This window comes from Rhizobium sp. Rhizsp82, from assembly GCF_047325115.1.
Taxonomy (GTDB): domain Bacteria; phylum Pseudomonadota; class Alphaproteobacteria; order Rhizobiales; family Rhizobiaceae; genus Rhizobium.
Genome location: NZ_CP168570.1, coordinates 245,656 through 269,684, shown reverse-complemented (window position 1 = coordinate 269,684; position 24,029 = coordinate 245,656). Strand labels below are relative to the sequence as shown.

Genomic DNA, 24,029 nt, shown 5'->3' with positions numbered 1-24,029 from the left:
TTTCAGCGGCAAAAATTAAAAAGGCGGCGGCGACACCAATCGCCCCCGCCAACATGCATCTGAAAACGTCGAAATAACGACGGCAACGCCTTAGCGTGCAACCAGACCTTCGCGCTGTGCCCGCTTGCGAGCCAGCTTGCGAACGCGGCGAACGGCTTCAGCCTTTTCGCGAGCGCGCTTCTGCGACGGCTTCTCGTAATAGTCGCGCATCTTCATTTCGCGGAAAATACCTTCGCGCTGCATCTTCTTCTTGAGAGCGCGGAGAGCCTGGTCAACATTGTTATCGCGGACGAGTACCTGCACGAGAATCACGTTCCTTTGGTTTTGGTTGCGCCATGAGGCGACACGGCGCCAGAGGCAAAAACATAACGTTCGCGCGGCGAGAGCCTTGCGATTGGTGATGCGGGATAGCAGATCGGATTGGTGAAGTCCAGCCGGGATAGCGGCTTTCACGGAAAAAATGGGGATTGGCGCCGAGGTTGCAAGACCGAAACCCATCCATACGGGCGAATGGTCTTTCCCCGGAAAGCATCGTAGATTTGCGGCTCAAGCTCAAGGGCGCTGCATGTTTATGACGCGTACGCAGCAAATCGGCGTCTTCATCGGTCTGTTGATCGTTGCGGCGCTGACCGCCGTTCGGGCGAGCGATCCGCCGCTGCTGCAGCAGGCGCGGGATGTCACTTTCGACGAGTATCAGCGGATTGCGCCGCGGCCCTTCGAGCCGGTGCCGGTTCATGTCATCGATATCGACGAGGCATCGCTGAAGGAATTCGGCCAGTGGCCCTGGCCGCGCGACCGGCTGGCACTGCTTGTCCGGCGGCTCTCGGACCTGGGTGCGGCGGCCATCGCCTTCGACATGCTGTTTGCTGAGCCGGACCGGCTGTCGCCGCGCTCGCTGGCCGCGGGGATCGAGGGGATTGCGCCTGACGTCATCGCCAGGCTCCCCGACAACGATCAGATCTTTGCCGATGCGATCGCCGGCAAGCCCGTGGTGCTGGGCTTCGGTCTTTCCAACGAGGGCGATTACCGGCCACCGGTCAAGGCAGGCTTCGCCTTCACCGGCGAGGATCCGGCCTCGGCCCTGCCGCATCTTTCCGCCGCGACACCATTGCGGCCGGGTTTGGCTGAGAATGCCGCGGGGATCGGGCATATCAGCCTCAATCCCGGCAATCCCTCGCCCGTGGTGCGCGCGGTTCCGCTCTTCGTCAGCGACGGCAATCAGTTCTATCCCAATCTTGCGATGGAGGCGCTGCGCGTCGCGCAGCGGGCATCGACCTATGTGCTTGCCGGCGCGCCTGGAATTGCTGGTGTCATGACCTCGGCCAAGATCGGCGATTTCGTTGTCCCCGTTACCTCTGCCGGTGAGCTCTGGCTTTATGTGACGCCCGATCGGGCCGAGCGCTATATCTCCGCCCGGCTGATCCTCGGAGCGGCCGATCCGCCGCCTGCGGTCGCCGAGGCGATTAATGGCAGCATCATCTTCGTCGGTACTTCGGCCGCGGGACTTCAGGATATCCGCACCACGGCGCTCGGCGAGAACGTGCCGGGTGTTTCGCTGCATGCGCAGACGGCCGAGCAGATCCTGTCCGGCCATTTCCTGTCGCGGCCGGACTGGGCCGATGGGCTGGAGATCCTGTCGATCGCTGTGCTCGGCACGCTGCTGGTTTTCGTCACCACCTTCGTCAGCCCGGCCGTCGCGCTCGTCTGCGGTCTGGCGATTACGGCGCTGGCGCTTGCGGCTTCCTGGTTCTGCTTCTCGGCGCTCGGCCTGCTCTTCGATCCGCTGGCGCCGATCGTCGGCGGATCGATCACCCATTTCGCCGCGACCTCCTTCCGCATCCTGGTCATCGACCGCGAGCGGCGCGAGGTGCGGCGTGCCTTCGGTCATTATCTCTCGCCGTCGTTGCTCTACCGGATCGAGCATAACCGCGATGCGCTGCGGCTCGGCGGTGATGATCGTGAGCTCACCGTGATGTTCGTCGACGTCCGGCATTTCACGGCGATCAGCGAGCGGCTGGCGCCGACCGCCGTCGTCGGCTTCCTCAACACGCTGCTCGATGCATTGAGCCGCCATGTGATCGAGAACGAGGGGACGCTCGACAAGTTCATCGGCGACTCGATCATGGCGTTCTGGAATGCGCCCGTTGATGTCGCCGATCATGAGGCCAAGGCGGTGCGCGCGGCGCTGGCCATGCGCGAGACGCTGGAGCGGCTGAACGCGACGGATGCCTTCGGTTTCGGCACGGAAAATCCGGTCGGGATCGGCATCGGCATCCACACCGGCATTGCCTGCGTCGGCAATATGGGGGCGGAAACGCGCTTCAATTACTCGGCCGTCGGCGATGCCGTGAATGTCGCAGCACGCATCGAATCCTCCTGCAAAGAGGTCGGCTTCGATATTCTGATCTCCGAGGAGACAGCGCGGCGCCAGCCGGAGATCGCCCTCCTCGAAGCCGGGGCCGTGGGGCTGAAGGGCAAGAGTACGCGCACCGAGCTCTTTGCCGTCGTCGGCGATGCCGAGCTTGCCGCCTCTGCGGAGTTTGAGGAATTGCGCAGCCTGCACAATGAATTGCTGGCGGCGCTGCGCATCCGCTCGTCGAAGCTCCGGCGGCTTGCAAGCGCGGTGCGTCTGCGGGCCAAGATCGTCTCGCCGCAATTGCCGGATTTCTATCGCAAGCTGGCGCGGCGCGCCGATCACTTCCGCCACGCGGATACGGAGGCGGATGAGCAGCCTCGGGCGGCGACCTAGCGGTTGTTGCTCCAGCCGCGGCCCTTGCCGCCCCAGCCGCCGCGATCCCTGTCATTGCCCCGGTCGCCGTCGCGATCGCCTCTTCCGTGGTCATCGTCGCCGCGGTCGTGATTGCCGTGGTGATCGCGGTCGGGACGATCCGGCCTGTCTGGCCTATCCGGTCTGTCCGGCCGGTCAGGCTTGTGCGGCTTTTCGGGCTTATGAGGCTTGTGCGGCTTATCCGGCTTGTGCGGTTTCGGCGGCTTTTCCGGGGGCGGAGGTGGTGGTGGCGCGACGCGGGGCGCAGGGGCGACCGGATCGCGCCGGTCGCGGAGAGCCGCGGTCATGCCGCAGCTCGTTCCCATCATTCCGGAAAGACGCTGGTTGCCGGAGAGAAACGGCAGGGCGCGTGCCGTGCCCAGGGTGTCGAGCACGTTGCGGTCGACAGGCCTTACGTCCGTCATCGCCCCGTTGCGCTTGGCGACCACGCAATCGCAGCGCTGCGTCAGCTGGCGGCAGCCGCCGGGACCGCAGAATTGCGCGGCGCCATTCAACAGCACCACCGCCGTCGTGCCATCGGGGCCGACATAGAAGTCGAAGGCGGTACCGCGCACGCCGATCGTGCCGGCCGGTGTCAGGATCTGGTAGGCCGACGATTTCGAGCTGCCGCTGATCCAGCGGAAGGTGCCCTTGGCGGCCTTGATGCTGAGGCGCTTCACGGAATCGGAATCGTCGAAGACGTAGCGGTCGATGACCACCGACGAACCCCAGCCGACGGCAAGCTTGGTACCGTCGCGGAAAACGAACTGGCCGAGGCCGGATTGCGACGTGCGGATGCGCTCGTCGCGATAGACGGAGGAGCTGACGATGAGGGGGCCTTGCTCGCCGGTGACTTCCGTCTTGATCTGCACAGCTTCGCCGACAGGCTCCGCAGCGGCGGCCGTCCAGGCATTCAGCAACAACAGACCGAGCGCCACGACGATGGCGCAACGCAAACGCAACATGAAATACCCCTCACACATATGGATATTAGCATGTGCGGCATTGGCGGGTCTGCCTGCCCTCTTGGGCTAACCCTGTCTGGAAAGGCAGTAGACCGAGGCGGGCGGCAGGTTCAGCTGAACGCGGCCGAGCCTGCGCGCCTGCAGCCCGAGCGAGCGCAGAACGGGGGCCGGGACCGAGCATCGCTGGCCGTAGGTGAACTGATAGAAGCGGCCGCCCCGCGGCATCAGCGAGAAGGCGCCGGAGACGATCGCATGGATCGTCTCCTCGCTCATGTTGCGCAGCGGCAGACCGCTGACGACGGCTGCGAAATCCCCACGGTCCAGCTGATGCAGCCGCCGGGCGTCGTGCTGCAGGACGGTTGCCTGCGGAAAGCGGCGGCGCAGCAGATTGACGAAGCTGGTCTCGACCTCGACCAGCGTGAGATTTCTTGGCGACATGCCGCGGGCGATCAGGGCCCGGGTGAAGATGCCTGTTCCCGGCCCGAGCTCGAGGACGGGACCTGCCGCGGGATCGATCTCCGAGGTCATCAGACGCGCGAGGCCGGAGCCCGATGGCGCGATCGCTCCGACGGTTTTCGGCGCCGCGAACAGCGTCTTCAGAAAGGTTGCAAGGAAGGTTTTGGTCATCGTGAGCTCTCCGGGGCTTTTGCTGACGCCCGTCTTGGAGAGCTCACGTGATGTGGACATTGCGTGCGGCCTCAGACCACCGGAAAACTCATGGTGAAACGCGCGCCGCCGCCGGGCGCTTCCCCGGCGCGCACTTCGCCACCGTGAAATTCGACGATCTCGCGGACGAGATGCAGGCCGAGACCGATGCCGGCGCGATCGGCGGACAGCCGCTGGAAGGGCTCGAAGATCCGCTCGCGATCGGCAGGCGCGATGCCCGGGCCATCGTCCGTTACCGAGATTTCCGCCGGAGCCGAGACGCGGATGCTGATCATGCCGCGCCGCCCGCCATGGCGGATGGCATTCTGCACAAGGTTGGCGATGGCGCGCTCGATAGAGGATGGATCGGCCATGATCGTCTGCGGCTGCGACTGGATGTCGAAGTCCGCTTCGTATCCGGCTGCGACGATCAGCGGCGCGAGGTCTGCGACCTGGCGTCTGGCGAGCGCGGCAAGATCGACCGGTTTCAGCTGCGCCGGTTCGCTGTTCAGCCTTTGCAGGTCGAGCAACTGTTCGGTGAGGGTCGCGAGCCGGGCGAGGTCTTCAAGAAGCTTTTCGGTGGCGGCGCTCCGCTCCATCGTTTCGATCCGCGTCTGCAGGATGGCGATCGGCGTGCGCAGCTCATGGGCGGCCGAGAGCATGAAGCGCTTCTGCCGCGTATAGGCTTGTTCCAGACGCGTCAGGGTCTCGTTCATGGCGGTCACCAGCGGCGCGATCTCCGCTGGAACTGCGTCGAGCGGCAGGCGGTAATCGCGCTGCTCCGCGGTAATCCGCCCGGCAGCGGCTGCCAGGGTTTCCAGATCGCGCGGGATGCTGCGCATCACAAGCAGCGTCACGGCCATGGTGATCAATCCGGTCAGCAGGATCGCAGGAAAGACCGCGCTTGAGGCGAGGGCGGTCAGTGTCAGCAGCAGCCGACCGGGCGGCAGGATGCCCTGGCGTCCCAGGATCACGGTCAGCGGACCGTGAGGGGTATCGAGAACCTGCATTCTGGCAGCAATGGAATCGGCTTTTCGTTCGTCTCCATTGAAACGCGCTTCCGAAATGCCGGCGCCGATTGCGGCGATCGTCCTGAACTCATCAGGAACTGCGCCTTCGGAAACGGTGCTTCCCGTGGCGTTGCGGGCGATGAACCAGAAGCCGGGCGCCGTCCGCTCCTTCTCCAGCTCCGCCGTGCTCCGGATCGTAAGGTCGCCTTTCTCGGACCAGGCGATCGACGAAGCGACATTGGCAATGGCGTCTTCATCCGGCGCAATGATGCCGATGAAGCCCATGCTCCAGAGGCCGAGAACAAAGGCCGTTCCCAGCGACAGGATGGTCAGGGCCTGTAGTGCGACGAGGCGCCGGATCAGCCGCCATTTCAGCGATGGGAAACGGCGGTTCATGGATGCGTCTGCCTGAGAAGGTGGCCGACGCCGCGGATCGTGTGGATATCGACACCGGCTTCGGCGGCTTCCAGCCGGCGGCGCAGGCGGGAGACATGCGTATCGAGCGCGTTCGACTGGATCTCGTCGTCGATGCCGTAGACGGCATTTTCCAGCACCGAGCGTTCGACGGTCCGACCGGCACGGCGCATCAGCGCCTCCAGCACCAGGAGCTCCCGGCGCGGCAGAACGAGCGGAATGCCACGGACACTGGCCTCGCGGTTAAGGATATCGAATGTCAGCGCGCCGAGCTTCAGCGGTGCGGTTTCCAGCGTACCCGGCCGGCGAAGCACGGCGCGCAACCGTGCCATCAGTTCGGCGGTCGCAAACGGTTTGGCGAGATAGTCGTCGGCGCCCTTGTCCAGCCCTTCGATCCGGTCGGCGAGATCGCCGCGGGCCGTCAGCATGATTGCCGGCGTGCTGGCGTTGAGGGTGGCGCTGCGGCCCTGGCCGAGCAGCGACAGGCCGTCTCCATCCGGCAGGCTGCGATCGAGCAGCAAGGCATCGTAGCGGTTGGATTTCAGTGCTTCGGCAGCATCGGCCAGTGTCGCGACATGATCGACGACGAGGTCGTGGCTCTGCAGCGCCGCCGACAAAACGGCGGCAAGCTCGGCTTCGTCTTCGGCTAGCAGCAACCGCATGGTAATCTCCCTGCAGCGGCATGCCTGCCCAACATTGCGTGAACATGACGCGCGGTCAGCGATTTCGCGCATGTCAAACAAAAGCCTGTCCACGTCGCAAAAGAAACGTTGTGCCGCATTTGGATTTGCGATTTGTATTGCCACGAAGAAGAATGCCTGTCCCTGAAGGAGATGATGGCGGATGCGGAAATACTCGGTCTTTGCCGTTGCGAGAGAAGCCCTGCGAGCCCACAAGGGCTGGGAGAAGCAGTGGACCTCTCCGGAACCGCGCGCGGAATACGACGTCATCATCGTCGGCGGCGGCGGCCATGGTCTGGGCGCTGCCTATTACCTTGCCAAGGAGCACGGCATCACCAATGTCGCGGTGCTCGAGAAGGGCTGGCTCGGCGGCGGCAATACCGGCCGTAACACGACCATCATCCGCTCGAACTATCTCTATGAAGAGAGCATGCACATCTACGAGCATTCGATGAAGCTCTGGGAGAACCTCTCCCAGGACCTCAACTACAATGTGATGTACTCGCCGCGCGGCGTGATGATGCTCTCGCACAATGTACACGACCAGCAGTCCTTCAAGCGCCATATCCATGCGAACCGCCTCTATGGCATCGACAATGAGTGGCTGACGCCGGAGCAAGCCAAGGCCTATTGCCCGCCGCTCGATATCTCGGCGACGGCGCGTTACCCGATCAATGGCGCCGCCCTGCAGCGCCGCGGTGGCACGGCCCGTCACGATGCGGTTGCCTGGGGCTATGCTCGCGCTGCCTCCGACCGCGGCGTCCACATTATCCAGAATTGCGAAGTCACCGGCATCCGCCGCGGACCGGACGGGCGCGTCACCGGTGTCGAGACCAATCGCGGCTATATCGGCGCGAAGAAGATCGGCGTTTCCGCTGCCGGTCACTCGACCGTCGTCATGAACATGGCCGATGTCCGCGTGCCGCTGCAGTCGAGCCCGCTTCAGGCGCTGGTTTCCGAGCCGCTGAAGCCGATCTTCCCCTGCGTCGTCATGTCGAACACGGTGCATGCCTATATTTCGCAGTCGGACAAGGGCGAGCTCGTCATCGGCGCCGGTACGGACCAGTATAATTCCTACTCGCAGACCGGCGGCCTGCAGATCATCACGCATACGCTCGACGCGATCTGCGAACTCTTCCCGATGTTCCGCCGCGTCAAGATGATGCGCCAGTGGGGTGGTATCGTCGACAACACGCCGGATCGTTCGGCGATCCAGTCGAAGACGCCGGTTCCGGGTCTTTATGTCAACTGCGGCTGGGGTACCGGCGGCTTCAAGGCGACGCCGGGTTCGGCGAACCTGTTTGCGCATCTCATCGCCCGCGATGAGCCGCACAAGTTCAATGCCGGGCTGACGCTGGACCGCTTCCGCACCGGCCGCCTGATCGACGAGGCAGCGGCTGCCGCCGTTGCGCACTGATGATTGCGGAGGTCCTCCTTTCGGCAGGACTTGTCATGGGGGCGGTGCCCGCTGGCAATGTCGTGCCGGAAGCCCAGGATTTCCGGCTTCAGAAGATCGAGCGGGCAGGGGGCGAGAAGGATTGGCCCTTTGTCGCAGATAGCGGGATGCTCGCCTGCGCTTTCGTTTTCCACCAGCCGGCGGTCTATTTCCTGCCGTCGGAGGGTGGCTCCAAAGACCGGGCCTACGTGATCGACACGGACTTATACGGAATGGCTTTCGCAAATATCGGAATAACGGATGTGCTGAAGCCCTATGACAATTTCGAGCAGCTGCTCAAACGGATCGGCCCCTATGTCGCGCTTGGCAGGCGGCTTTGCAATCAACCTCCCGGAACCATCGTGTCCGGATCGGAACTCTAAGACGGGTATCAAATGCTACTGATCTACTGCCCATATTGTCAGGAAGAGCGCTCCGAGCTCGAATTCCGCGGCGCCGGCGATGCGCATATCGCCCGCCCTACCGATATCGCCTCGATCTCCGATGAGGCTTTCGAGGAATATTTCTTCCTGCGCGACAACCCGAAGGGCCTGATCTTCGAGCGCTGGCGCCACATGCATGGCTGCGGCCGCTTCTTCAATGCGGCGCGCGACACGATCAGCGACAAATTCATCAAGACGTACAAGGCAGGCGAGCCGAAGCCGGATATTGGCGCGGCCACCATCCCGCACGCCCCCGTCGAAACCCAAGCGACCGAGGGAGACGCGAAATGAGTGGCGCAAACCGTATTGCCGGCAAGGGCCGCCTGACGCCTGCCAAGACCGCTCGTTTCACCTTCGACGGCAAGAGCTATACCGCGCTTGAAGGCGATACCGTCGCCTCGGCGCTGATTGCCAACGGCATTCACCTCGTCGGCCGCTCGTTCAAGTATCACCGTCCGCGCGGCATCCTGTCGGCCGGTGCGGAAGAGCCGAATGCGCTGATCGACGTTGCCCGCGACAGCGCCCGCAAACAGCCGAACGTGCGCGCCACGGTTCAGGAAGTCTTCGACGGCATGATCGTCAAGTCGCAGAACCGCTTCCCGTCGCTGGCCTTCGACATCGGCGGCGTCAACAATCTGATGTCGCCTTTCTTCGCGGCCGGCTTCTACTACAAGACCTTCATGTGGCCGAAGGCTGCGTGGAAGCACATTTATGAGCCGATGATCCGCCGTGCGGCTGGTCTCGGTGTTGCGCCAACCGAAGCCGATCCCGATCACTATGCCAGCCGCTATGCGCATTGCGACGTGCTGGTTGCCGGTGCCGGCGTTGCCGGTCTTTCGGCGGCACTTGCGGCTGCGGAAGCCGGTGCCAGTGTCATCATCTGCGACGAGCAGGCCGATGTCGGCGGCGCGCTGCGCTACGACAGCGGCGTGAAGATCGACGGCGTCGACGGTTACACCTGGGCGCAACAGACGGCTGCCAAGCTGCGCTCGATGGACAATGTCCAGGTGCTGACCCGCACGACTGCGTTCGGCTATTACAACCACAATTTCATCGCGCTTGCCGAGCGCGTCACCGACCATATGGCCAAGCCCGGTCGCGATCTGCCGCGCGAACGTCTGTGGCAGGTCCGTGCCAAGCGCGTCATCCTCGCCAACGGCTCGATCGAGCGCCATATGGTGTTCGCCAACAACGACCGTCCGGGCATCATGCTGGCCTCCGCCGCCCGCATGTATCTCAACCAGTACGGGGTTGCAGTCGGCGCCAAGGTTGGCGTCTATACGGCGCATGACTCGGCATATGAAGCGGCCTTCGATCTGAAGCGCGCCGGTGTGGCGATTGCCGCGATCGTCGATTGCCGTCCGCAGCCGGGTGCCGCTGTTCTCGCCGAGGCACGTTCGCTCGGCATCGAAGTGCTGCCCGGCCATGCCGTCATCGACACGGCAGGCAAGCTGCGCGTCTCCTCGATGAGCGTCGTGCGCAATGGCGGCGGTTCGCCGCGCAAGATCGCCATCGACGCGCTGCTGGTTTCGGCCGGCTGGACGCCATCGGTGCATCTGTTCTCGCAGTCGCGCGGCAAGGTGAAGTTCGAGCCGGAAACCGAGCGTTTCCTGCCGGGCACCTACGCCCAGGAATGCCTCTCTGTCGGCGCCTGCAACGGTACCGACGATCTGCAGCAGACGATCGAAGAGTCGCTCGCTGCCGGTGAACTGATGGCACAGGCATCGGGCAAGCAGGCTGGCGGCAAGATCAGCATCTCGGCCGAGCAGGCCTTCCAGTGGACGGGCGGCATGATCGGCGCTGCCGAGGGTGCGGGTCCGGAGACCAGCGCCAAGGCTTTCATCGACTTCCAGCACGATGTCTGCGCCAAGGATATCCGCCTCGCGGTTCGCGAAGGCATGCATTCGATCGAGCACATCAAGCGCTTCACGACGAACGGCATGGCTTCCGACCAGGGCAAGCTGTCCAACATGCACGGCCTGGCGATTGCCGCCGAAATGCTGGGCAAGGACATTCCGCAGGTGGGCCTCACGACCTTCCGCGCGCCTTATACGCCAGTTACCTACGGCACGCTGATTGCGCATTCGCGCGGCGAGCTGTTCGATCCGACGCGCAAGACGCCGCTCCACCAGTGGGAAGAGGCCCAGGGCGCCGTGTTCGAGGACGTCGGCAACTGGAAGCGTGCCTGGTTCTATCCGCGTGCGGGCGAAACCATGCATCAGGCCGTTGCGCGTGAGTGCAAGACGGCGCGTGACGTCGCGGGTGTCTTCGACGCCTCGACCCTCGGCAAGATCGAGGTTGTCGGTCCCGATGCGGCTCAGTTCATGAACCTGATGTACACCAACGCCTGGGACACGCTGAAGCCCGGCAAGTGCCGCTACGGCATCATGACCCGTGAAGACGGCTTCGTTTACGACGACGGCGTCGTCGGCCGCCTCAGCGAGGATCGCTTCCACGTGACGACGACGACCGGCGGTGCGCCGCGCGTTCTCAACCACATGGAAGACTACCTGCAGACTGAGTTCCCGCATTTGAACGTCTGGCTGACCTCGGTCACCGAACAATGGGCGGTTATCGCGGTTCAGGGTCCGAAGGCGCGCGAGATCATCGCTCCGCTCGTTGAAGGCGTCGATATTTCCAACGAAGCCTTCCCGCACATGAGCGTTGCCGAGTGCAAGGTCATGGGTGTTCCGGCCCGTTTGTTCCGCGTCTCGTTCACCGGTGAAGCCGGTTTCGAAATCAACGTGCCTGCCGATTACGGCCAGGCCGTTCTCGAAGCTGTCTGGGCCAATGCCGAGCCGCTCGGAGCCTGCGCCTACGGTACCGAGACGATGCACGTGCTGCGCGCCGAAAAGGGCTACATCATCGTCGGTCAGGATACCGACGGCACGGTGACACCTGACGATGCCGGTCTCTCCTGGGCTGTGTCCAAGAAGAAGACCGATTTCGTCGGTATCCGCGGCCTGAAGCGCATCGACCTGACGAAGGAAGGCCGCAAGCAGCTGGTCGGTCTCGTCACCAAGGATCCGAAGGTCGTTCTGGAAGAAGGCGCGCAGGTCGTCGCCAATCCGAACGAGCCGAAGCCGATGACGATGCTCGGCCACGTGACCTCATCCTACTGGTCGGAAAATTGCGGCCGGTCGATCGCCTTCGCGCTTGTCGCCGGTGGCCGCGCGCGCATGGGCGAGACGCTCTATATCCCGATGCCGGACAAGACGATCGCCGTCGAGGTGACTGACATGGTGTTCTTTGACAAGGAAGGAGGCCGGATCAATGGCTGAGACCGCAACCCGTAGATCCGTTCTCGCCGGCCGTCAGGGCGGCTCCTGGGCCGTACGCCTGACACCCGCTGCAAACGCCACCCGCGTTGCGCTGCGTGCGCCGCAGGCTTCGCTTTCGGCCCTGTCGTCGGCGCTCGGCGTTACCATCCCGAACGCACCGAAGACCTCCGGCCGCGCCAATGGCCGCTCGGTTCTCTGGATCGGTCCGGATGAATGGCTGGTCATCGACGAGAATGGCGGCGACCTTATGGGTGCGCTTGCCGGTGCCGGCGTCTTGCATTCGGCAACCGATGTCTCGCACCGCAATGTCGGCATCATCGTTTCCGGCCCGGGCGCCGAACTGGCGCTCGCCTCCGGCTGCCCGCAGGACCTGTCGCTTGCCGCTTTCCCGGTTGGAGCCTGCTCGCGCACCATCTTCGGCAAGGCCGAGATCGTCATCTTCCGCACGGAGGACGATACGTTCCGCGTCGAGTGCTGGCGCTCCTTCGCCGACTTCGTCTTCGGCCTGCTCGCCGATGGCGCGGAAGACGCGGCGCATTAAATTGCTATTGCCGCCGGAGTGATCCGGCGGCTCCTTCTTAGACCTCCGGCCGATCCTTCGGATCAAACTGTGCGATGGTGATCCAGGTCGCCGTCAGCGCGGGCTTCTTCTCGTTTTCGATTTCGACCGTCACTTCGTAGGTCGTCATCATCATCGCTGCGCCGCGCAGGCGGGCGTCGGCGAGGGTGAAGCGGGCGCGGATGCGGGCGCCGCATTTGACCGGCGACATAAAGCGGATCTTGTCGAAGCCGTAGTTGATGCCCATCGTCTGTTCGCGGATCTTCGGCAGGGCGTCGAAATTCATCGCCGAGAGCAGCGAGAGCGTCAGGAAGCCGTGAGCGATCGTTCCGCCATAGGGGCTTTCGGCGGCCGCGCGTTCCGGATCGGTATGGATGAATTGGTGATCGTTGGTGGCGCCGGCGAAGGCGTCGATCATCGTCTGGTCGACCGTGATCCAGTCGGACACGCCGGTCTCGGTGCCGACGAGACCCATCACGTCGGCGAGTGCAATTTCCTTACCCATTCAGTCCTCGTCAAAACGGCCGCAGGCGTGAAGCCTTATCGCGCCTTTGTGACGTTTGCGACAAGGATTCACCGGGGATGGCCGGGAAGCCTAATTTTCCAGATAGAACATAGCGCTGCGGGCGGGAAGGGTTACTGCCGCCGCCACTTTTTTGCTGCCCGAGCGGCTGAGCTCGCGCCATCCGGATCCGGCCGGTAGCGTGAAGGGAAGGGGATCGTTCGAGCGGTTGAAAGCGATGGCAAGGCGCACGATCTTGCGCGCGGTTCCGTCCCGGGTCGCGAGCATCATGCCGAAAGAGGCAAGGTTCGGTGTTTCCCATTCGCCCGTCGTCATCGGTTGACCCGACGGAGAGAGCCAAGCGACATCGCCGTTGCCGGTGAAGAAGTTGCTTTCGGAGAAGACCGAGAAGCGCTTTCTGAGACTGGAGACGAAGGCCGTGTGGGCGATCAGCTCGTCGTCCAGCGTCTTCCAGTCGACCCAGGTGATCTCGTTGTCCTGGCAATAGGCGTTGTTGTTGCCGCGCTGGGTGCGGCCGCCTTCGTCGCCTGCCGTCAGCATGATGCTGCCGCGGCTGGCGAAGAGCGTGGCGATCAGCGCCATCAGGTCGGCGCGGCGTCTGGCGTTGATATCGGGATATTTCGTCTCGCCCTCGACGCCGTTGTTCCACGAGTGGTTCTCGTTATGGCCGTCGCGGTTGGCCTCGCCATTCGCCTCGTTGTGCTTGCCGTTATAGGAGACGAGGTCTTTCAGCGTGAAGCCGTCATGGGCGGCGAGGAAATTGACGCTGCGGGTCGCCTGGCGGCCATCGCGGCCGAAAATATCCGAGGAGCCGGCGAGTGCCGTTGCGAGCGGCCCGGTCTTCCAGTCGTCGCCGCGCCAATAGCAGCGGATGTCGTCGCGGACGCGGTCGTTCCATTCCAGGAAGGGCGCAGGGAAATTGCCGAGCTGGTAGCCGCCGGGGCCGATATCCCAGGGCTCGGCGATCATGACGCGGTCGGCAAGGATTTCGTCGGCGAGGAGCGCGGTCAGCGTCTGGCCGCGGCCTTCGAAGCCGTTGGCGGTCCGGCCGAGGACCGGCGCCAGATCGAAGCGGAAGCCATCGATGCCGGCGCCGAGCACGAAATGGCTGAGGCTGTCGATGATCAGCTGTCGAACATAGGGGTGGTCGCAGGCGACGGTGTTGCCGGTTCCGGTGTCGTTGACGAGTTCGCCGTTGCGGCCGGGCAGGTGGTGGTAGAAGGAGAGGTTGTCCAGACCGCGCAGCGACAGCGTCGTGCCATAGCGGTCGCTCTCGCCGGTATGGTTGAAGACGAGGTCGAGGATGACGGCGATGCCTTCGGCATGCAGCTTGGCGACCGTATCCCTGAGCTCGGCCATGCCGCCAGGGCAGAGGCGCGGATCGAGCGCCATGAAGGCGACAGGGTTATAGCCCCAGCCATTTGTGAGATTGAGCGGCGGCAGATGGCGCTCGTCGATCCAGGCGGTGATAGGCATCAGCTCGATCGCATCGACGCCGATCCGCTTCAGGTGGGCGATGATCGAGGGATGGGCCAGCGCCGCGACCGTGCCGCGCTGCTTTTCGGGTACATCAGGGTGCAGGATGGTGAAGGGTTTCACGGCCACTTCGTAGATGAAACCGCCAGAGCGGAAAAGCGGCTTGCCGGGCTTTGCCTTCTGATCGCGGGTGACGATCGCCTTCGGCATCAGATCCTGGGTGTCTTCGCCCAAGATGCCCAGGCGCGGATTGTGCTTGAACGGCCGGTCCAGCTCCTTGGCATAGGGGTCGACGAGGAGTTTCGAGGGATCGAACCAGAGGCCGTTATCAGGCGAATAGATGCCATCGGCGCGCAGGCCGTAGCGCGCGCCCTCCTTCAGGTTGTCGACGAAGAGGCGGTGGAAGTGGCCGTCCTCGCGCGCCATGGGCAGGCGCGCGACTTCCTTGTTGCCGCTCTTGTCGAAAAGGCAGAGCTGGATCTCTGCGGCGTGGTGCGACCAGACTGTGAACTCGACGCCGGTTTCGAAAAGAACGGCGCCGCCTTGTGCCCTGTTGTCTGCCCGCATGTGCCCCCGGTCAGGTGATGACGGAAGGTGCGTCCCGGCCCGTACGCTTGCGGATGTCGGCGATGGCCTCCGCGGCGGCGATCAGGTCGGCCAGCGCCTCCTGCGTTTCGATATTGTGCCGGCTCGAATCCGGCTCGTAACGCTCGATATAGACGCGCAGGGTTGCGCCAGACGTGCCAGTGCCGGAAAGACGGAAGACGACGCGCGAGCCGCCCTTGAAGAGGATGCGGATGCCCTGGTGCTCGCTGACCGACTTGTCGACCGGATCGTGATAGGCAAAATCGTCCGCCTTCTCGACCGTCAGGCTGCCGATGGTCTTGCCCGGCAGCGTCGGAAGCTGGGCGCGCAGATTGTCTATCAGGCCGTTTGCGGCATCGGTATCCACGCCTTCGTAGTCGTGGCGCGAATAGTAGTTGCGGCCGTAGGTCTGCCAATGCTGGGTGACGACGTCCTGAACGCTCTCGCCGCGCACGGCAAGGATGTTCAGCCAGAGCAGCACGGCCCAGAGGCCGTCCTTTTCACGGACGTGGTTCGAACCGGTGCCGGCACTTTCCTCACCGCAGATCGTCGCCATGCCGGCGTCGAGCAGGTTGCCGAAGAACTTCCAGCCGGTCGGCGTTTCGTAGATGCCGATGCCGCGCTTTTCGGCGACGCGGTCAGCGGCGCCCGAGGTCGGCATGGAGCGGGCGATGCCGGCGAGGCCGCCCGAATAGCCGGGCGCCAGGTTGGCGTTGGCGGCGAGGATCGCCAGGCTGTCGGACGGGGTGACGAAGATGCCGCGGCCGACGATCAGGTTGCGGTCGCCGTCGCCGTCGGAGGCTGCGCCGAAATCAGGGGCGTCGTCGCCCATCATCTCGTCGTAGAGTTCCTTGCAGTGAACCGGGTTCGGGTCCGGGTGGTGGCCGCCGAAATCGGGCAGCGGCATGAAATTGCGCACGGAACCGAGCGGCGCGCCGAGGCGGTTCTCGAAGATTTCCTTGGCATAGGGGCCGGTGACGGCGCTCATCGCATCGAAGGCGATGCGGAAGCCGAGGCTGATCAGGTTACGGATGGCGCCGAAATCGAACAGCTCTTCCATCATCGCGGCGTAGTCTTCGACCGAGTCGATGACCGAGAGGATCATGCCGCCCGGAAGCTCTTCCTTGCCGATGCGGTCGATATTGACGTCGGAGAAGTCGGCGATCTTGTAGCTGTCGATAACCTTGGTTCGCGCATAGATCGCGTCGGTGATCTTTTCAGGGGCCGGGCCGCCGTTGCTGACATTGTACTTGATGCCAAAATCTTCGGTCGGGCCGCCGGGATTGTGGCTGGCAGACAGGATGATGCCGCCGAACGCCTTGTACTTGCGGATGATGTGGGAAGCGGCGGGCGTCGAGAGAATGCCGCCCTTGCCGACGATGACCTTGCCGAAGCCATTGGCGGCGGCGAGCTTGATCGCCTTCTGGATGACTTCGCGGTTGTAGTAGCGTCCGTCACCACCGATGACGAGGCTCTTGCCCTGGTAGCCTTCCAGCGAATCAAAAATAGACTGGATGAAATTCTCAGCATAGTTCGGCTGCTGGAAGACCGGGACCTTCTTGCGGAGACCCGAGGTGCCGGGTTTCTGATCCTGGTAGGGCGTGGTGGATACGGACTTGTTCATTTTCTGTCACTTGCCTTTCGGGGCGAGGCTTGAATACAGGGCAGCGTAGCGTTCGGCGCTCTTCTCCCACGAGACATCCGATTTCATGCCCTGCTTTTGCAGTTGGGTCCAGACTTTTTGATCCGCATAGAGCGTCATCGCGTGGCGGATGGCCTGTAGCATACCCTCAGCCGTGACGGGAGAAAACTGTATTCCTGTCGCAACTTTAGCCGCAAGCGCGGCATGGTTAGCATCGATTACCGTGTCGTTCAGGCCGCCGGTGCGGGCGACGATCGGCACGCAGCCATAGCGCAGGCCATAGAGCTGCGTCAGGCCGCATGGCTCGAATCGCGAGGGGATGATGATCGCATCGCAGCCGGCCTGCATCAGGTGGGACATCGGCTCGTTATAGCCGATCGAGATGCCGATGCGGCCGGGATGGCGGGCGGCAGCGGCGAGCAGCGAGCCTTCGAGCGCCGGATCGCCGGAGCCGAGAATGGCGAGCTTGCCGCCGAGCGCGACGATCTGGTCGGCCGTCGCGGCGATCAGGTCCATACCCTTCTGCCAGGTCAGGCGGCTGATGATGCAGAAGATCGGCGCGTCGTCGTCGTGCAGGCGGAAGAATTCGGAGATCGACTTGCGATTCTCGGCGCGGTTCTTCAGCGTCGCCGGGCCGTAATGGGTGTGGACGACTGGGTCGGTCGCCGGGTTCCAGATATCGGCGTCGATACCGTTGACGATGCCGTGCAGCGCGTCGCGGCGGCTGGCGATGACGCCCTCGAGACCCATGCCGAATTCCGGCGTCAGGATTTCGTCCGCATAGGACGGACTGACCGTGGTGATCGCCCAAGAAGTCTGCAGGCCGCCCTTGAGATAGCCGATATGGCCGTAATATTCGATGCTCTCGGTCGAGAAGGCATGCGGCGGCAGGCGAAGACCGGGGAAGATCTCGGCGCCGAACTGGCCCTGGAAGGCGATGTTGTGGACGGTGAGAACGCTCGGCAGTTCCGGCGTCGGGTAGTAGCGCATGTAGACGGGCGTGAGTGCCGCCTGCCAGTCATGGGCATGGACGAGATCCGGGCGCCAGTCGGGCATCAGGCCGGCAGCGATCTCGGCGCCTGCCAGAGACAGGGCGGCAAAGCGCCGCCAGTTGTCGGGATAGTCCTTGCCGGTCTGGTCCAGATAGGGACCGCCCGGGCGATCGTAATAGGCGGGGGCATCGAGCACGAGGATATCGAGACCCTCGTGCTGCACTTCCAGAACCGTCGCAGGCTCTCCCAGGAGATCATCGAACTGAAGGCGGACGACCGGATTGCGAATGGCCCGCATGACGGCGGGATAGCCGGGCATGAGGGTCTTCGTCTCGATACCGAACCGCTTGAGAGCGATGGGCAGGGCGCCCGCCACATCGGCGAGCCCCCCTGTTTTGATCAAAGGGAAGACTTCGGACGAAACCGAAAGGACTTTCATATGTTTAAAGATCCAACTTATCGATCATGGGCTGCGTGATCAGGCAAATACCGCTATCAGTCCGCCGGAAGCGCTTGGCATCGAGTACCGGATCCTCACCGACGATGAGGCCTTCCGGGATGACGACGCCATGATCGATCACGACGTTCTTCAGCTGGGCGCGGCGGCCGATCTTGACGCTCGGCAGAACGACCGCGCCTTCCAGTTTCGAATAGGAATTAGCGCGAACGCCGGTGAAGAGAAGGCTCTTGTTGAGGCTGGCGCCCGAAATGATGCAATCGCCGGCGACAACCGAGGACGTTGCCGAACCGCGGCGGTTCTCGTCGTCGTGGACGAATTTCGCCGGCGGGGTGATCTCGGCATAGGTCCAGATCGGCCAGGACTTGTCGTAGATATCGAGATCGGGAACGATAGCCGTCAGGTCGATATTGGCCTGCCAGTAGGCTTCGATCGTGCCGACGTCACGCCAGTAGGGCTCGTTCTCGAAATCGGAACGGACGCAGGACTGGGCGAAGCGGTGGGCGACGGCCTTACCGTTCTTCACGATATAGGGGATGATGTCCTTGCCGAAGTCCTTGCTGGAATTCGGATCGGCGGCATCGCGCCGCAGGGCATCGATCAGGAACTTCGTGTGGAAGACATAGATGCCCATCGACGCGAAGGAGCTTTCCGGCTTGCCGGGGATCGATGGCGGATCAGCGGGCTTCTCGACGAAGTCGATGATCCGGTCGGTCTCGTCGACATGGACGACGCCGAAGCCGGTCGCTTCCATGCGCGGCACTTCAAGGCAGCCGATGGTGACGTCGGCGCCGGAATCGACATGCTGCTGCAGCATGTATTCGTAGTCCATCTTGTAGACGTGGTCGCCGGCAAGGATGACCATGTACTCGACGCCGTAATCCTGGATGATGTCGATGTTCTGATAGACCGCGTCGGCGGTGCCTTCATACCACTGCGTTTCGGAAACGCGCTGGGAGGCCGGCAGAATGTCGAAGCTCTCATTGCGTTCCGGCCGGAAGAAGTTCCAGCCGCGCTGCATGTGGCGGATCAGCGAGTGCGCCTTGTACTGGGTGGCGACGCCGATGCGGCGGATGCCGGAATTCAGCGCGTTGGACAGCGCGAAGTCGATGATGCGCGCCTTGCCGCCGAAATAGACCGCAGGCTTGGCTCGGCGGTCGGTGAGTTCCTTCAGGCGGCTTCCTCTACCGCCGGCCAGAACGTAAGCCATTGCATCACGGGCAAGTGGCTGAATGCGCTTCTCTACCATAGTCTACTCCTCCCACCAGTCTTCAAGTCTCGGGTTCAAGCATGATCGTCGCCAGCGGCGGCAAGGTGATCGTGGCGGCGATGGTGCCACCGGCGTTGACGGCTTGCACGCGCCCGCCATTGCCCTTGCCGCTGCCGCCATAGATATCGGCATCGGTATTGAGGATTTCGCGCCAGCGCCCCTCGAAAGGCAGGCGGATCGAGTAGTTCTCGCGGTAAACAGGGGTGAAATTGGTGATGACGGCCACGGGCTTCTGATCCGGTGCCTTGCGCAGCCATGCGAAGACCGAGTTCTCGTGATCGTCGGCGATCAGCCATTCGAAGCCTTCGCCCTCGCAATCGCGGGCATGAAGTGCAGGCTTCGAGCGGTAGGTGAGGTTGAGATCGCGCACCAGGCGGCGCATGCCTTCATGCATGCGGTATTGCAGCAGGTTCCAGTCGAGCGAGGTCGCCTCGCTCCATTCACTCCACTGGGCGAATTCCTGGCCCATGAACAGCAGCTTCTTGCCGGGATAGCCCCACATGAAGGCGTAATATGCGCGCAGGTTTGCGAATTTCTGCCAGTCGTCGCCCGGCATCTTGGCGATCAGCGATCCTTTGCCGTGCACGACTTCGTCATGCGAGAGCGGCAGGACGAAATTTTCGGAATAGGCGTAGAGCAGGCCGAAGGTGAGTTCGTTATGATGATGGCGGCGATGAATGGGATCGCGCTTCATGTAGCTCAGCGTGTCGTGCATGAAGCCCATGTTCCACTTGAAGCCGAAGCCGAGGCCGCCTTCATGGACGGGTTGCGAGACCTTGGGCCAGGACGTCGATTCCTCGGCAATGGTCATGACGCCGGGGTGTTCCCCGTAGATGCGCATGTTCATGTCCTGCAGGAAGCGCACGGCCTCGAGGTTTTCATTGCCGCCATATTCGTTCGGGATCCATTCGCCGTGTTTGCGCGAATAGTCGAGATAGAGCATCGAGGCGACGGCATCGACGCGCAGGCCGTCGAGATGGAATTTCTCGGCCCAGTAGAGCGCGTTGTTGACCAGATAGGAGAGGACTTCGGTGCGGCCGAAATTGTAGATCGCCGTGTTCCAGTCCGGATGGAAGCCCTTGCGGGGATCCTCATGCTCGTAAAGCGCCGTGCCGTCGAACCAGCCGAGGCCGTGCTCGTCGGTCGGGAAATGCGCCGGCACCCAGTCGAGGATGACGCCGATGCCGACCTTGTGGCAGCCGTTGACGAAACGAGCAAAACCCTCCGGCTCGCCGAAGCGGGCGCTCGGCGAATAGAGGCCGGTCGTCTGGTAGCCCCAGGAGGGGTCGTAGGGATGTTCGGTGATCGGCAGGAATTCGATGTGCGTGAAGCCCATATCCGTGACATAGGGGATCAGCGTATTGGCGAGTTCATCCCAGGACAGGAACGTGCCGTCCTGGCGGCGCTGCCATGAGCCGGCATGGACCTCGTAGATGGAGATCGGCTGGCGGCGCTTGTCGGTCTCGCGCCAGTGTTTGAGATGGGCGGCATCCTCCCATTCCTGCAGAAGTTCCGGCGCGGTGACCGAAGCGGTCTTCGGGCGCAGCTCGCTGCGGCGGGCGAAGGGGTCGGCCTTCAGCGGCAAGAGCACGCCGTCATTGCCGCGGATCTCGAACTTGTAGGGCACACCGGTCGGCACATCAGGGGCGAAGATCTCCCAGATGCCGGCGCCGGAGCGAAAGCGCATGACGTGGCGGCGGCCATCCCAATTGTTGAAATCACCGACGACGGAGACGCGCTGGGCATTCGGCGCCCAGACGGCGAAGTGGATGCCTTGCGCGCCTTCATGCTTGATCCAGTGGGCGCCCATCTTGTCGAAAAGGCGCAGATGCGAGCCTTCACGAACGTAATAGTCGTCCATCGGGCCGAGAACCGGGCCGAAGCTGTAAGGGTCGGTGACGGCCCATTCCGCATCGCCTTTGCGGGCGCGATAGCGCACCGGCTGCTGCTTGGTGAGTTTCACCGGTCCGGCAAAGAAGCCATCCGGGTGAAGCTGTGTCAGTTCGCCGATGACAGTGCCATCGAGCGACATGGCGGTGACTTCCTCCGCGCCGGGAATGAAGCAGCGGGCGGCATAGCTGTCACCCGCCTGATGCACGCCGAGCGCGGCAAAAGGATTTGCATGCGAGCCAGCGAGAATCGCCGCGATTTCGTCTGCCGAAATTTCCCAGGGACGCTTTACCTCAGGGGTGGCTTTCGGCGTTTTCATCCGGCTCTCCAGATCTCGTCGGCATATTGCCGGATCGTGCGGTCGGAGGAGAACCAGCCCATCCGTGCCGTGTTGTTGATCGTCTTGGTGTACCAGGACGACTGGTTGTTCCAGATCTGGTCGACCTCGCGCTGGGCAGCGGCATAGGCGTCGAAATCGGCGGCGACCATGAACCAGTCGTGCGAGTAGATGCCGTCGATCAGCTGGGTGTAGCGGTTGCGGTCGTCAGGCGAGAAGACGCCGCCGGCGATCGAGGCGAGCGCCTGAGACAGCTCGCGCGACCTTTCGATGATTTCACGCGGATTGTGGCCGTCGCTGCGCACCTTAGCCACTTCGTCGGCCTGCAGCCCGAAGATGACGATGTTGTCGTCGCCGACATTGTCGCGCATTTCGACATTGGCGCCATCGAGCGTGCCGATGGTCAGTGCGCCGTTCAGTGCGAATTTCATATTACCGGTGCCGGATGCTTCCATGCCGGCCGTCGAGATCTGCTCGGAAAGGTCGGCTGCGGGAACCATGACTTCGGCCAGCGAGACGTTGTAGTTCGGCACGAAGACGACCTTCAGGAGGCCACGGACGGCCGGGTCGTTGTTGACCGTGCGGGCCACATCGTTGATCAGTTTGATGATCAGCTTGGCATTGTGATAGCTCGGCGCCGCCTTGCCGGCGAAGAGTTTTACGCGCGGCGTCCAGTCCATTTCCGGATGCGAGCGGATCTGGTCGTAGAGCGCCACGGCTTCGATGACGTTCAGCAGCTGGCGCTTGTATTCGTGGATGCGCTTGATCTGGATGTCGAACATCGCCGACGGATCGAGCTTCACGCCCATGCGGCTGGCAACGAGATTGGAGAGCGCCACCTTGTTGGCGCGCTTCACGGCGGCGAACTTCTGCTGGAAAGCCGGATCGCTCGCGAACTTATCGAGCGGCTTCAGCTTCTCTGCGTCGTCCATGAATTCGTCGCCGATCGCTTCGCGGATCAGGCCCGTCAGCCCCGGATTGCACTGCTGAAGCCAGCGGCGCGGCGTGATGCCGTTGGTCTTGTTGTTGATGCGGTCAGGATAGAGCTTGTGCAGGTCGGCAAAGACCGTGACCTTCATCAGGTCGGTATGCAGCGCCGAGACGCCGTTGATCGAATGCGAGCCGACGAAGGCGAGGTTGCCCATGCGCACGCGGCGATCGCCGCTTTCGTCGATCAGCGAGATCGAGCGGATTTCGGTGTCGGAGAAGTTCTTCTCGCGGCGCGCCTCGACCAGAACCTTGGCATTGATCGCATAGATCAGCTGCATGTGGCGCGGCAGCAGGCGCTCGAAGAGCGGGATCGGCCAGGTTTCCAGCGCTTCCGGCAGCAGGGTGTGGTTGGTGTAGGAGATCGTGCGGCGGACGATATCGAAGGCGGTTTCGAAATCGAGGCCGTGAACGTCGCAGAGCAGGCGGGTGAGCTCGGCCACCGAGACCGCCGGGTGCGTGTCGTTCAGCTGGATCGCGACCTTGTCGGGCAGCGAGGTGAAATCCTCATATTGCTGCAGGTGGCGGCGCAGGATGTCCTGCAGTGAAGCGGACGAGAAGAAGAATTCCTGGCGTAGGCGCAGCTCCTGCCCGGCGGGCGTTGCGTCTGCCGGGTAGAGAACGCGGGTCAGGCTTTCGGCCTTGTTGCTCTCGCGCAGCGCGCCGATATGGTCGCCGGCATTGAAGGCGTCGAGCAGGATCGGATCGATCGGCTGGGCCGACCAGAGGCGGAGCGTATTGACGCGCTTGCCGCGCCAGCCGACCACCGGCGTATCGAAGGCGGCGGCGATGACGCGCTCGGCGGGCTTCCAGACATAACGCGGTTCGCCATCGTGATCGCCGACGACTTCCACAGCGCCGCCGAAGCCGATTTCATAGGCGCTTTCGCGGCGCTCGAATTCCCAGGGATTGCCGTGGGCGAGCCAGCTTTCCGGCAGCTCGACCTGCCAGCCGTCGGCCAGCTGCTGGCGGAACAGGCCGTGGACATAGCGGATGCCATAGCCATAGGCGGGGACATCAACCGTTGCCATCGATTCCATGAAACAGGCGGCGAGACGGCCAAGGCCGCCGTTGCCGAGAGCGGCATCCGGCTCAAGGCCGGCAATGACGTTGATATCGACGCCGAGAGAGGTCAGCGCATCGCGCACCTCTTCCATCAGGCCGAGATTGGAGACGGCATCGCGCATCAGGCGGCCGATGAGGAACTCGAGGGATAGATAGTAAACGCGCTTGTCGCCCGTGGCGTAAACCTTGCGCGTGGAGTCCATCCACTTGTCGATGATGCGGTCGCGTACAACGAGGATCGTGGCGGTCAGCCAGTCATGCGGCTTGGCGACTTTGGCATCCTTGCCGATGCGGTATGTGAGGCGCTCAATAATTTCTTCTGCAAGAATTTCAGGCCGGGAGCTGCGAGGAGCGGGGGAGGGGATGGTCGGCTTGGAAGCTGTGTTCATCGTCAGGTCTCGCCAATTTTGATTGGATTTCAGTATGTTATGCCTGAGGTAATCGCTTTGTCACACACACGAATACTGTCAGTTTATGCACCGTTACCAAGCACTTGCAACAGCCGATTTAACCAAAGCAAAAATTTGCGAAACCTTCACATTCCCCTCCGCCCCGGGACTTGATTTCAATCGATTTTCCCGATTTGATACAGAGGATTAGCAGACA

General features: G+C 63.0%; 18 protein-coding genes. 6 read left to right on the top strand and 12 right to left on the bottom strand.

Annotation, left to right across the window (positions count from 1 at the left end):
- Positions 1 to 90 precede the first annotated feature (90 nt).
- Positions 91 to 303, bottom strand: coding sequence for a 30S ribosomal protein S21 (gene rpsU, locus ACEN84_RS06040; protein WP_003585885.1), 213 nt, complete (start codon positions 301 to 303; stop codon positions 91 to 93).
- A gap of 268 nt (positions 304 to 571) precedes the next feature.
- On the opposite strand from rpsU, the gene ACEN84_RS06035 reads away from it, so the two are divergent.
- Positions 572 to 2,749, top strand: coding sequence for a CHASE2 domain-containing protein (locus ACEN84_RS06035; RefSeq protein ID WP_413711267.1), 2,178 nt, complete (start codon positions 572 to 574; stop codon positions 2,747 to 2,749).
- Here the strand turns inward: ACEN84_RS06035 and ACEN84_RS06030 are convergent.
- The 4 genes from ACEN84_RS06030 to ACEN84_RS06015 all read right to left on the bottom strand — a co-directional run bounded on the left by ACEN84_RS06030 (position 2,746) and on the right by ACEN84_RS06015 (position 6,463).
- Positions 2,746 to 3,732, bottom strand: coding sequence for a FecR domain-containing protein (locus ACEN84_RS06030; RefSeq protein ID WP_413710294.1), 987 nt, complete (start codon positions 3,730 to 3,732; stop codon positions 2,746 to 2,748). The genes ACEN84_RS06035 and ACEN84_RS06030 overlap by 4 nt on opposite strands.
- A gap of 66 nt (positions 3,733 to 3,798) precedes the next feature.
- Positions 3,799 to 4,359, bottom strand: coding sequence for a methyltransferase domain-containing protein (locus ACEN84_RS06025; protein WP_130282188.1), 561 nt, complete (start codon positions 4,357 to 4,359; stop codon positions 3,799 to 3,801).
- 71 nt (positions 4,360 to 4,430) lie between these two features.
- Complete coding sequence (locus ACEN84_RS06020) at positions 4,431 to 5,783, bottom strand: sensor histidine kinase (protein ID WP_413710293.1); 1,353 nt, start codon at positions 5,781 to 5,783, stop codon at positions 4,431 to 4,433.
- Positions 5,780 to 6,463: a response regulator transcription factor gene (locus ACEN84_RS06015; protein ID WP_112719721.1), complete on the bottom strand. Its 684-nt coding sequence runs from the start codon at positions 6,461 to 6,463 to the stop codon at positions 5,780 to 5,782. The genes ACEN84_RS06020 and ACEN84_RS06015 overlap by 4 nt, the downstream gene beginning before the upstream one ends.
- Before the next feature lie 181 nt (positions 6,464 to 6,644).
- Here ACEN84_RS06015 and ACEN84_RS06010 point away from each other — a divergent pair, with 181 nt between their 5' ends.
- Genes ACEN84_RS06010 through soxG form a run of 5 tightly spaced genes read left to right on the top strand, consistent with a single transcriptional unit; the run spans position 6,645 to position 12,181 of the window.
- Positions 6,645 to 7,898 (top strand): sarcosine oxidase subunit beta family protein, encoded by a 1,254-nt coding sequence (locus ACEN84_RS06010; RefSeq protein ID WP_413710292.1) that lies wholly within the window; start codon positions 6,645 to 6,647, stop codon positions 7,896 to 7,898.
- A complete protein-coding gene (locus ACEN84_RS06005; RefSeq protein WP_112719719.1) occupies positions 7,898 to 8,299 on the top strand; it encodes a hypothetical protein in 402 nt (133 codons plus the stop codon). The genes ACEN84_RS06010 and ACEN84_RS06005 overlap by 1 nt, the downstream gene beginning before the upstream one ends.
- Positions 8,300 to 8,311: 12 nt before the next feature.
- Positions 8,312 to 8,650 (top strand): sarcosine oxidase subunit delta, encoded by a 339-nt coding sequence (locus ACEN84_RS06000; protein WP_130282178.1) that lies wholly within the window; start codon positions 8,312 to 8,314, stop codon positions 8,648 to 8,650.
- Positions 8,647 to 11,640: a sarcosine oxidase subunit alpha gene (locus ACEN84_RS05995; RefSeq protein WP_413710291.1), complete on the top strand. Its 2,994-nt coding sequence runs from the start codon at positions 8,647 to 8,649 to the stop codon at positions 11,638 to 11,640. The genes ACEN84_RS06000 and ACEN84_RS05995 overlap by 4 nt, the downstream gene beginning before the upstream one ends.
- On the top strand, positions 11,633 to 12,181 hold the full coding sequence (gene soxG / locus ACEN84_RS05990; protein WP_413710290.1) for a sarcosine oxidase subunit gamma family protein: 549 nt from the start codon (positions 11,633 to 11,635) through the stop codon (positions 12,179 to 12,181). Before ACEN84_RS05995 ends, soxG begins: the two co-directional genes overlap by 8 nt.
- Before the next feature lie 37 nt (positions 12,182 to 12,218).
- Here soxG and ACEN84_RS05985 read toward each other — a convergent pair whose 3' ends face one another.
- The 7 genes from ACEN84_RS05985 to ACEN84_RS05955 all read right to left on the bottom strand — a co-directional run bounded on the left by ACEN84_RS05985 (position 12,219) and on the right by ACEN84_RS05955 (position 23,812).
- Positions 12,219 to 12,704, bottom strand: coding sequence for a MaoC family dehydratase (locus tag ACEN84_RS05985; RefSeq protein ID WP_112719715.1), 486 nt, complete (start codon positions 12,702 to 12,704; stop codon positions 12,219 to 12,221).
- A 90-nt stretch (positions 12,705 to 12,794) separates the two neighbouring features.
- Complete coding sequence (gene glgX, locus ACEN84_RS05980) at positions 12,795 to 14,765, bottom strand: glycogen debranching protein GlgX (RefSeq protein WP_413710289.1); 1,971 nt, start codon at positions 14,763 to 14,765, stop codon at positions 12,795 to 12,797.
- Positions 14,766 to 14,775: 10 nt separating this feature from the next.
- Entirely contained in the window at positions 14,776 to 16,407 is a 1,632-nt protein-coding gene (locus tag ACEN84_RS05975; protein WP_413710288.1) for an alpha-D-glucose phosphate-specific phosphoglucomutase, read from the bottom strand.
- A gap of 6 nt (positions 16,408 to 16,413) precedes the next feature.
- A complete protein-coding gene (gene glgA / locus ACEN84_RS05970) occupies positions 16,414 to 17,856 on the bottom strand; it encodes a glycogen synthase GlgA (protein WP_413710287.1) in 1,443 nt (480 codons plus the stop codon).
- 4 nt (positions 17,857 to 17,860) lie between these two features.
- Positions 17,861 to 19,123, bottom strand: coding sequence for a glucose-1-phosphate adenylyltransferase (gene glgC / locus ACEN84_RS05965; RefSeq protein WP_413710286.1), 1,263 nt, complete (start codon positions 19,121 to 19,123; stop codon positions 17,861 to 17,863).
- 22 nt (positions 19,124 to 19,145) lie between these two features.
- Positions 19,146 to 21,353: a 1,4-alpha-glucan branching protein GlgB gene (glgB, locus tag ACEN84_RS05960; protein ID WP_199628981.1), complete on the bottom strand. Its 2,208-nt coding sequence runs from the start codon at positions 21,351 to 21,353 to the stop codon at positions 19,146 to 19,148.
- Complete coding sequence (locus ACEN84_RS05955) at positions 21,350 to 23,812, bottom strand: glycogen/starch/alpha-glucan phosphorylase (RefSeq protein ID WP_413710285.1); 2,463 nt, start codon at positions 23,810 to 23,812, stop codon at positions 21,350 to 21,352. Before ACEN84_RS05955 ends, glgB begins: the two co-directional genes overlap by 4 nt.
- Positions 23,813 to 24,029 lie beyond the last annotated feature (217 nt).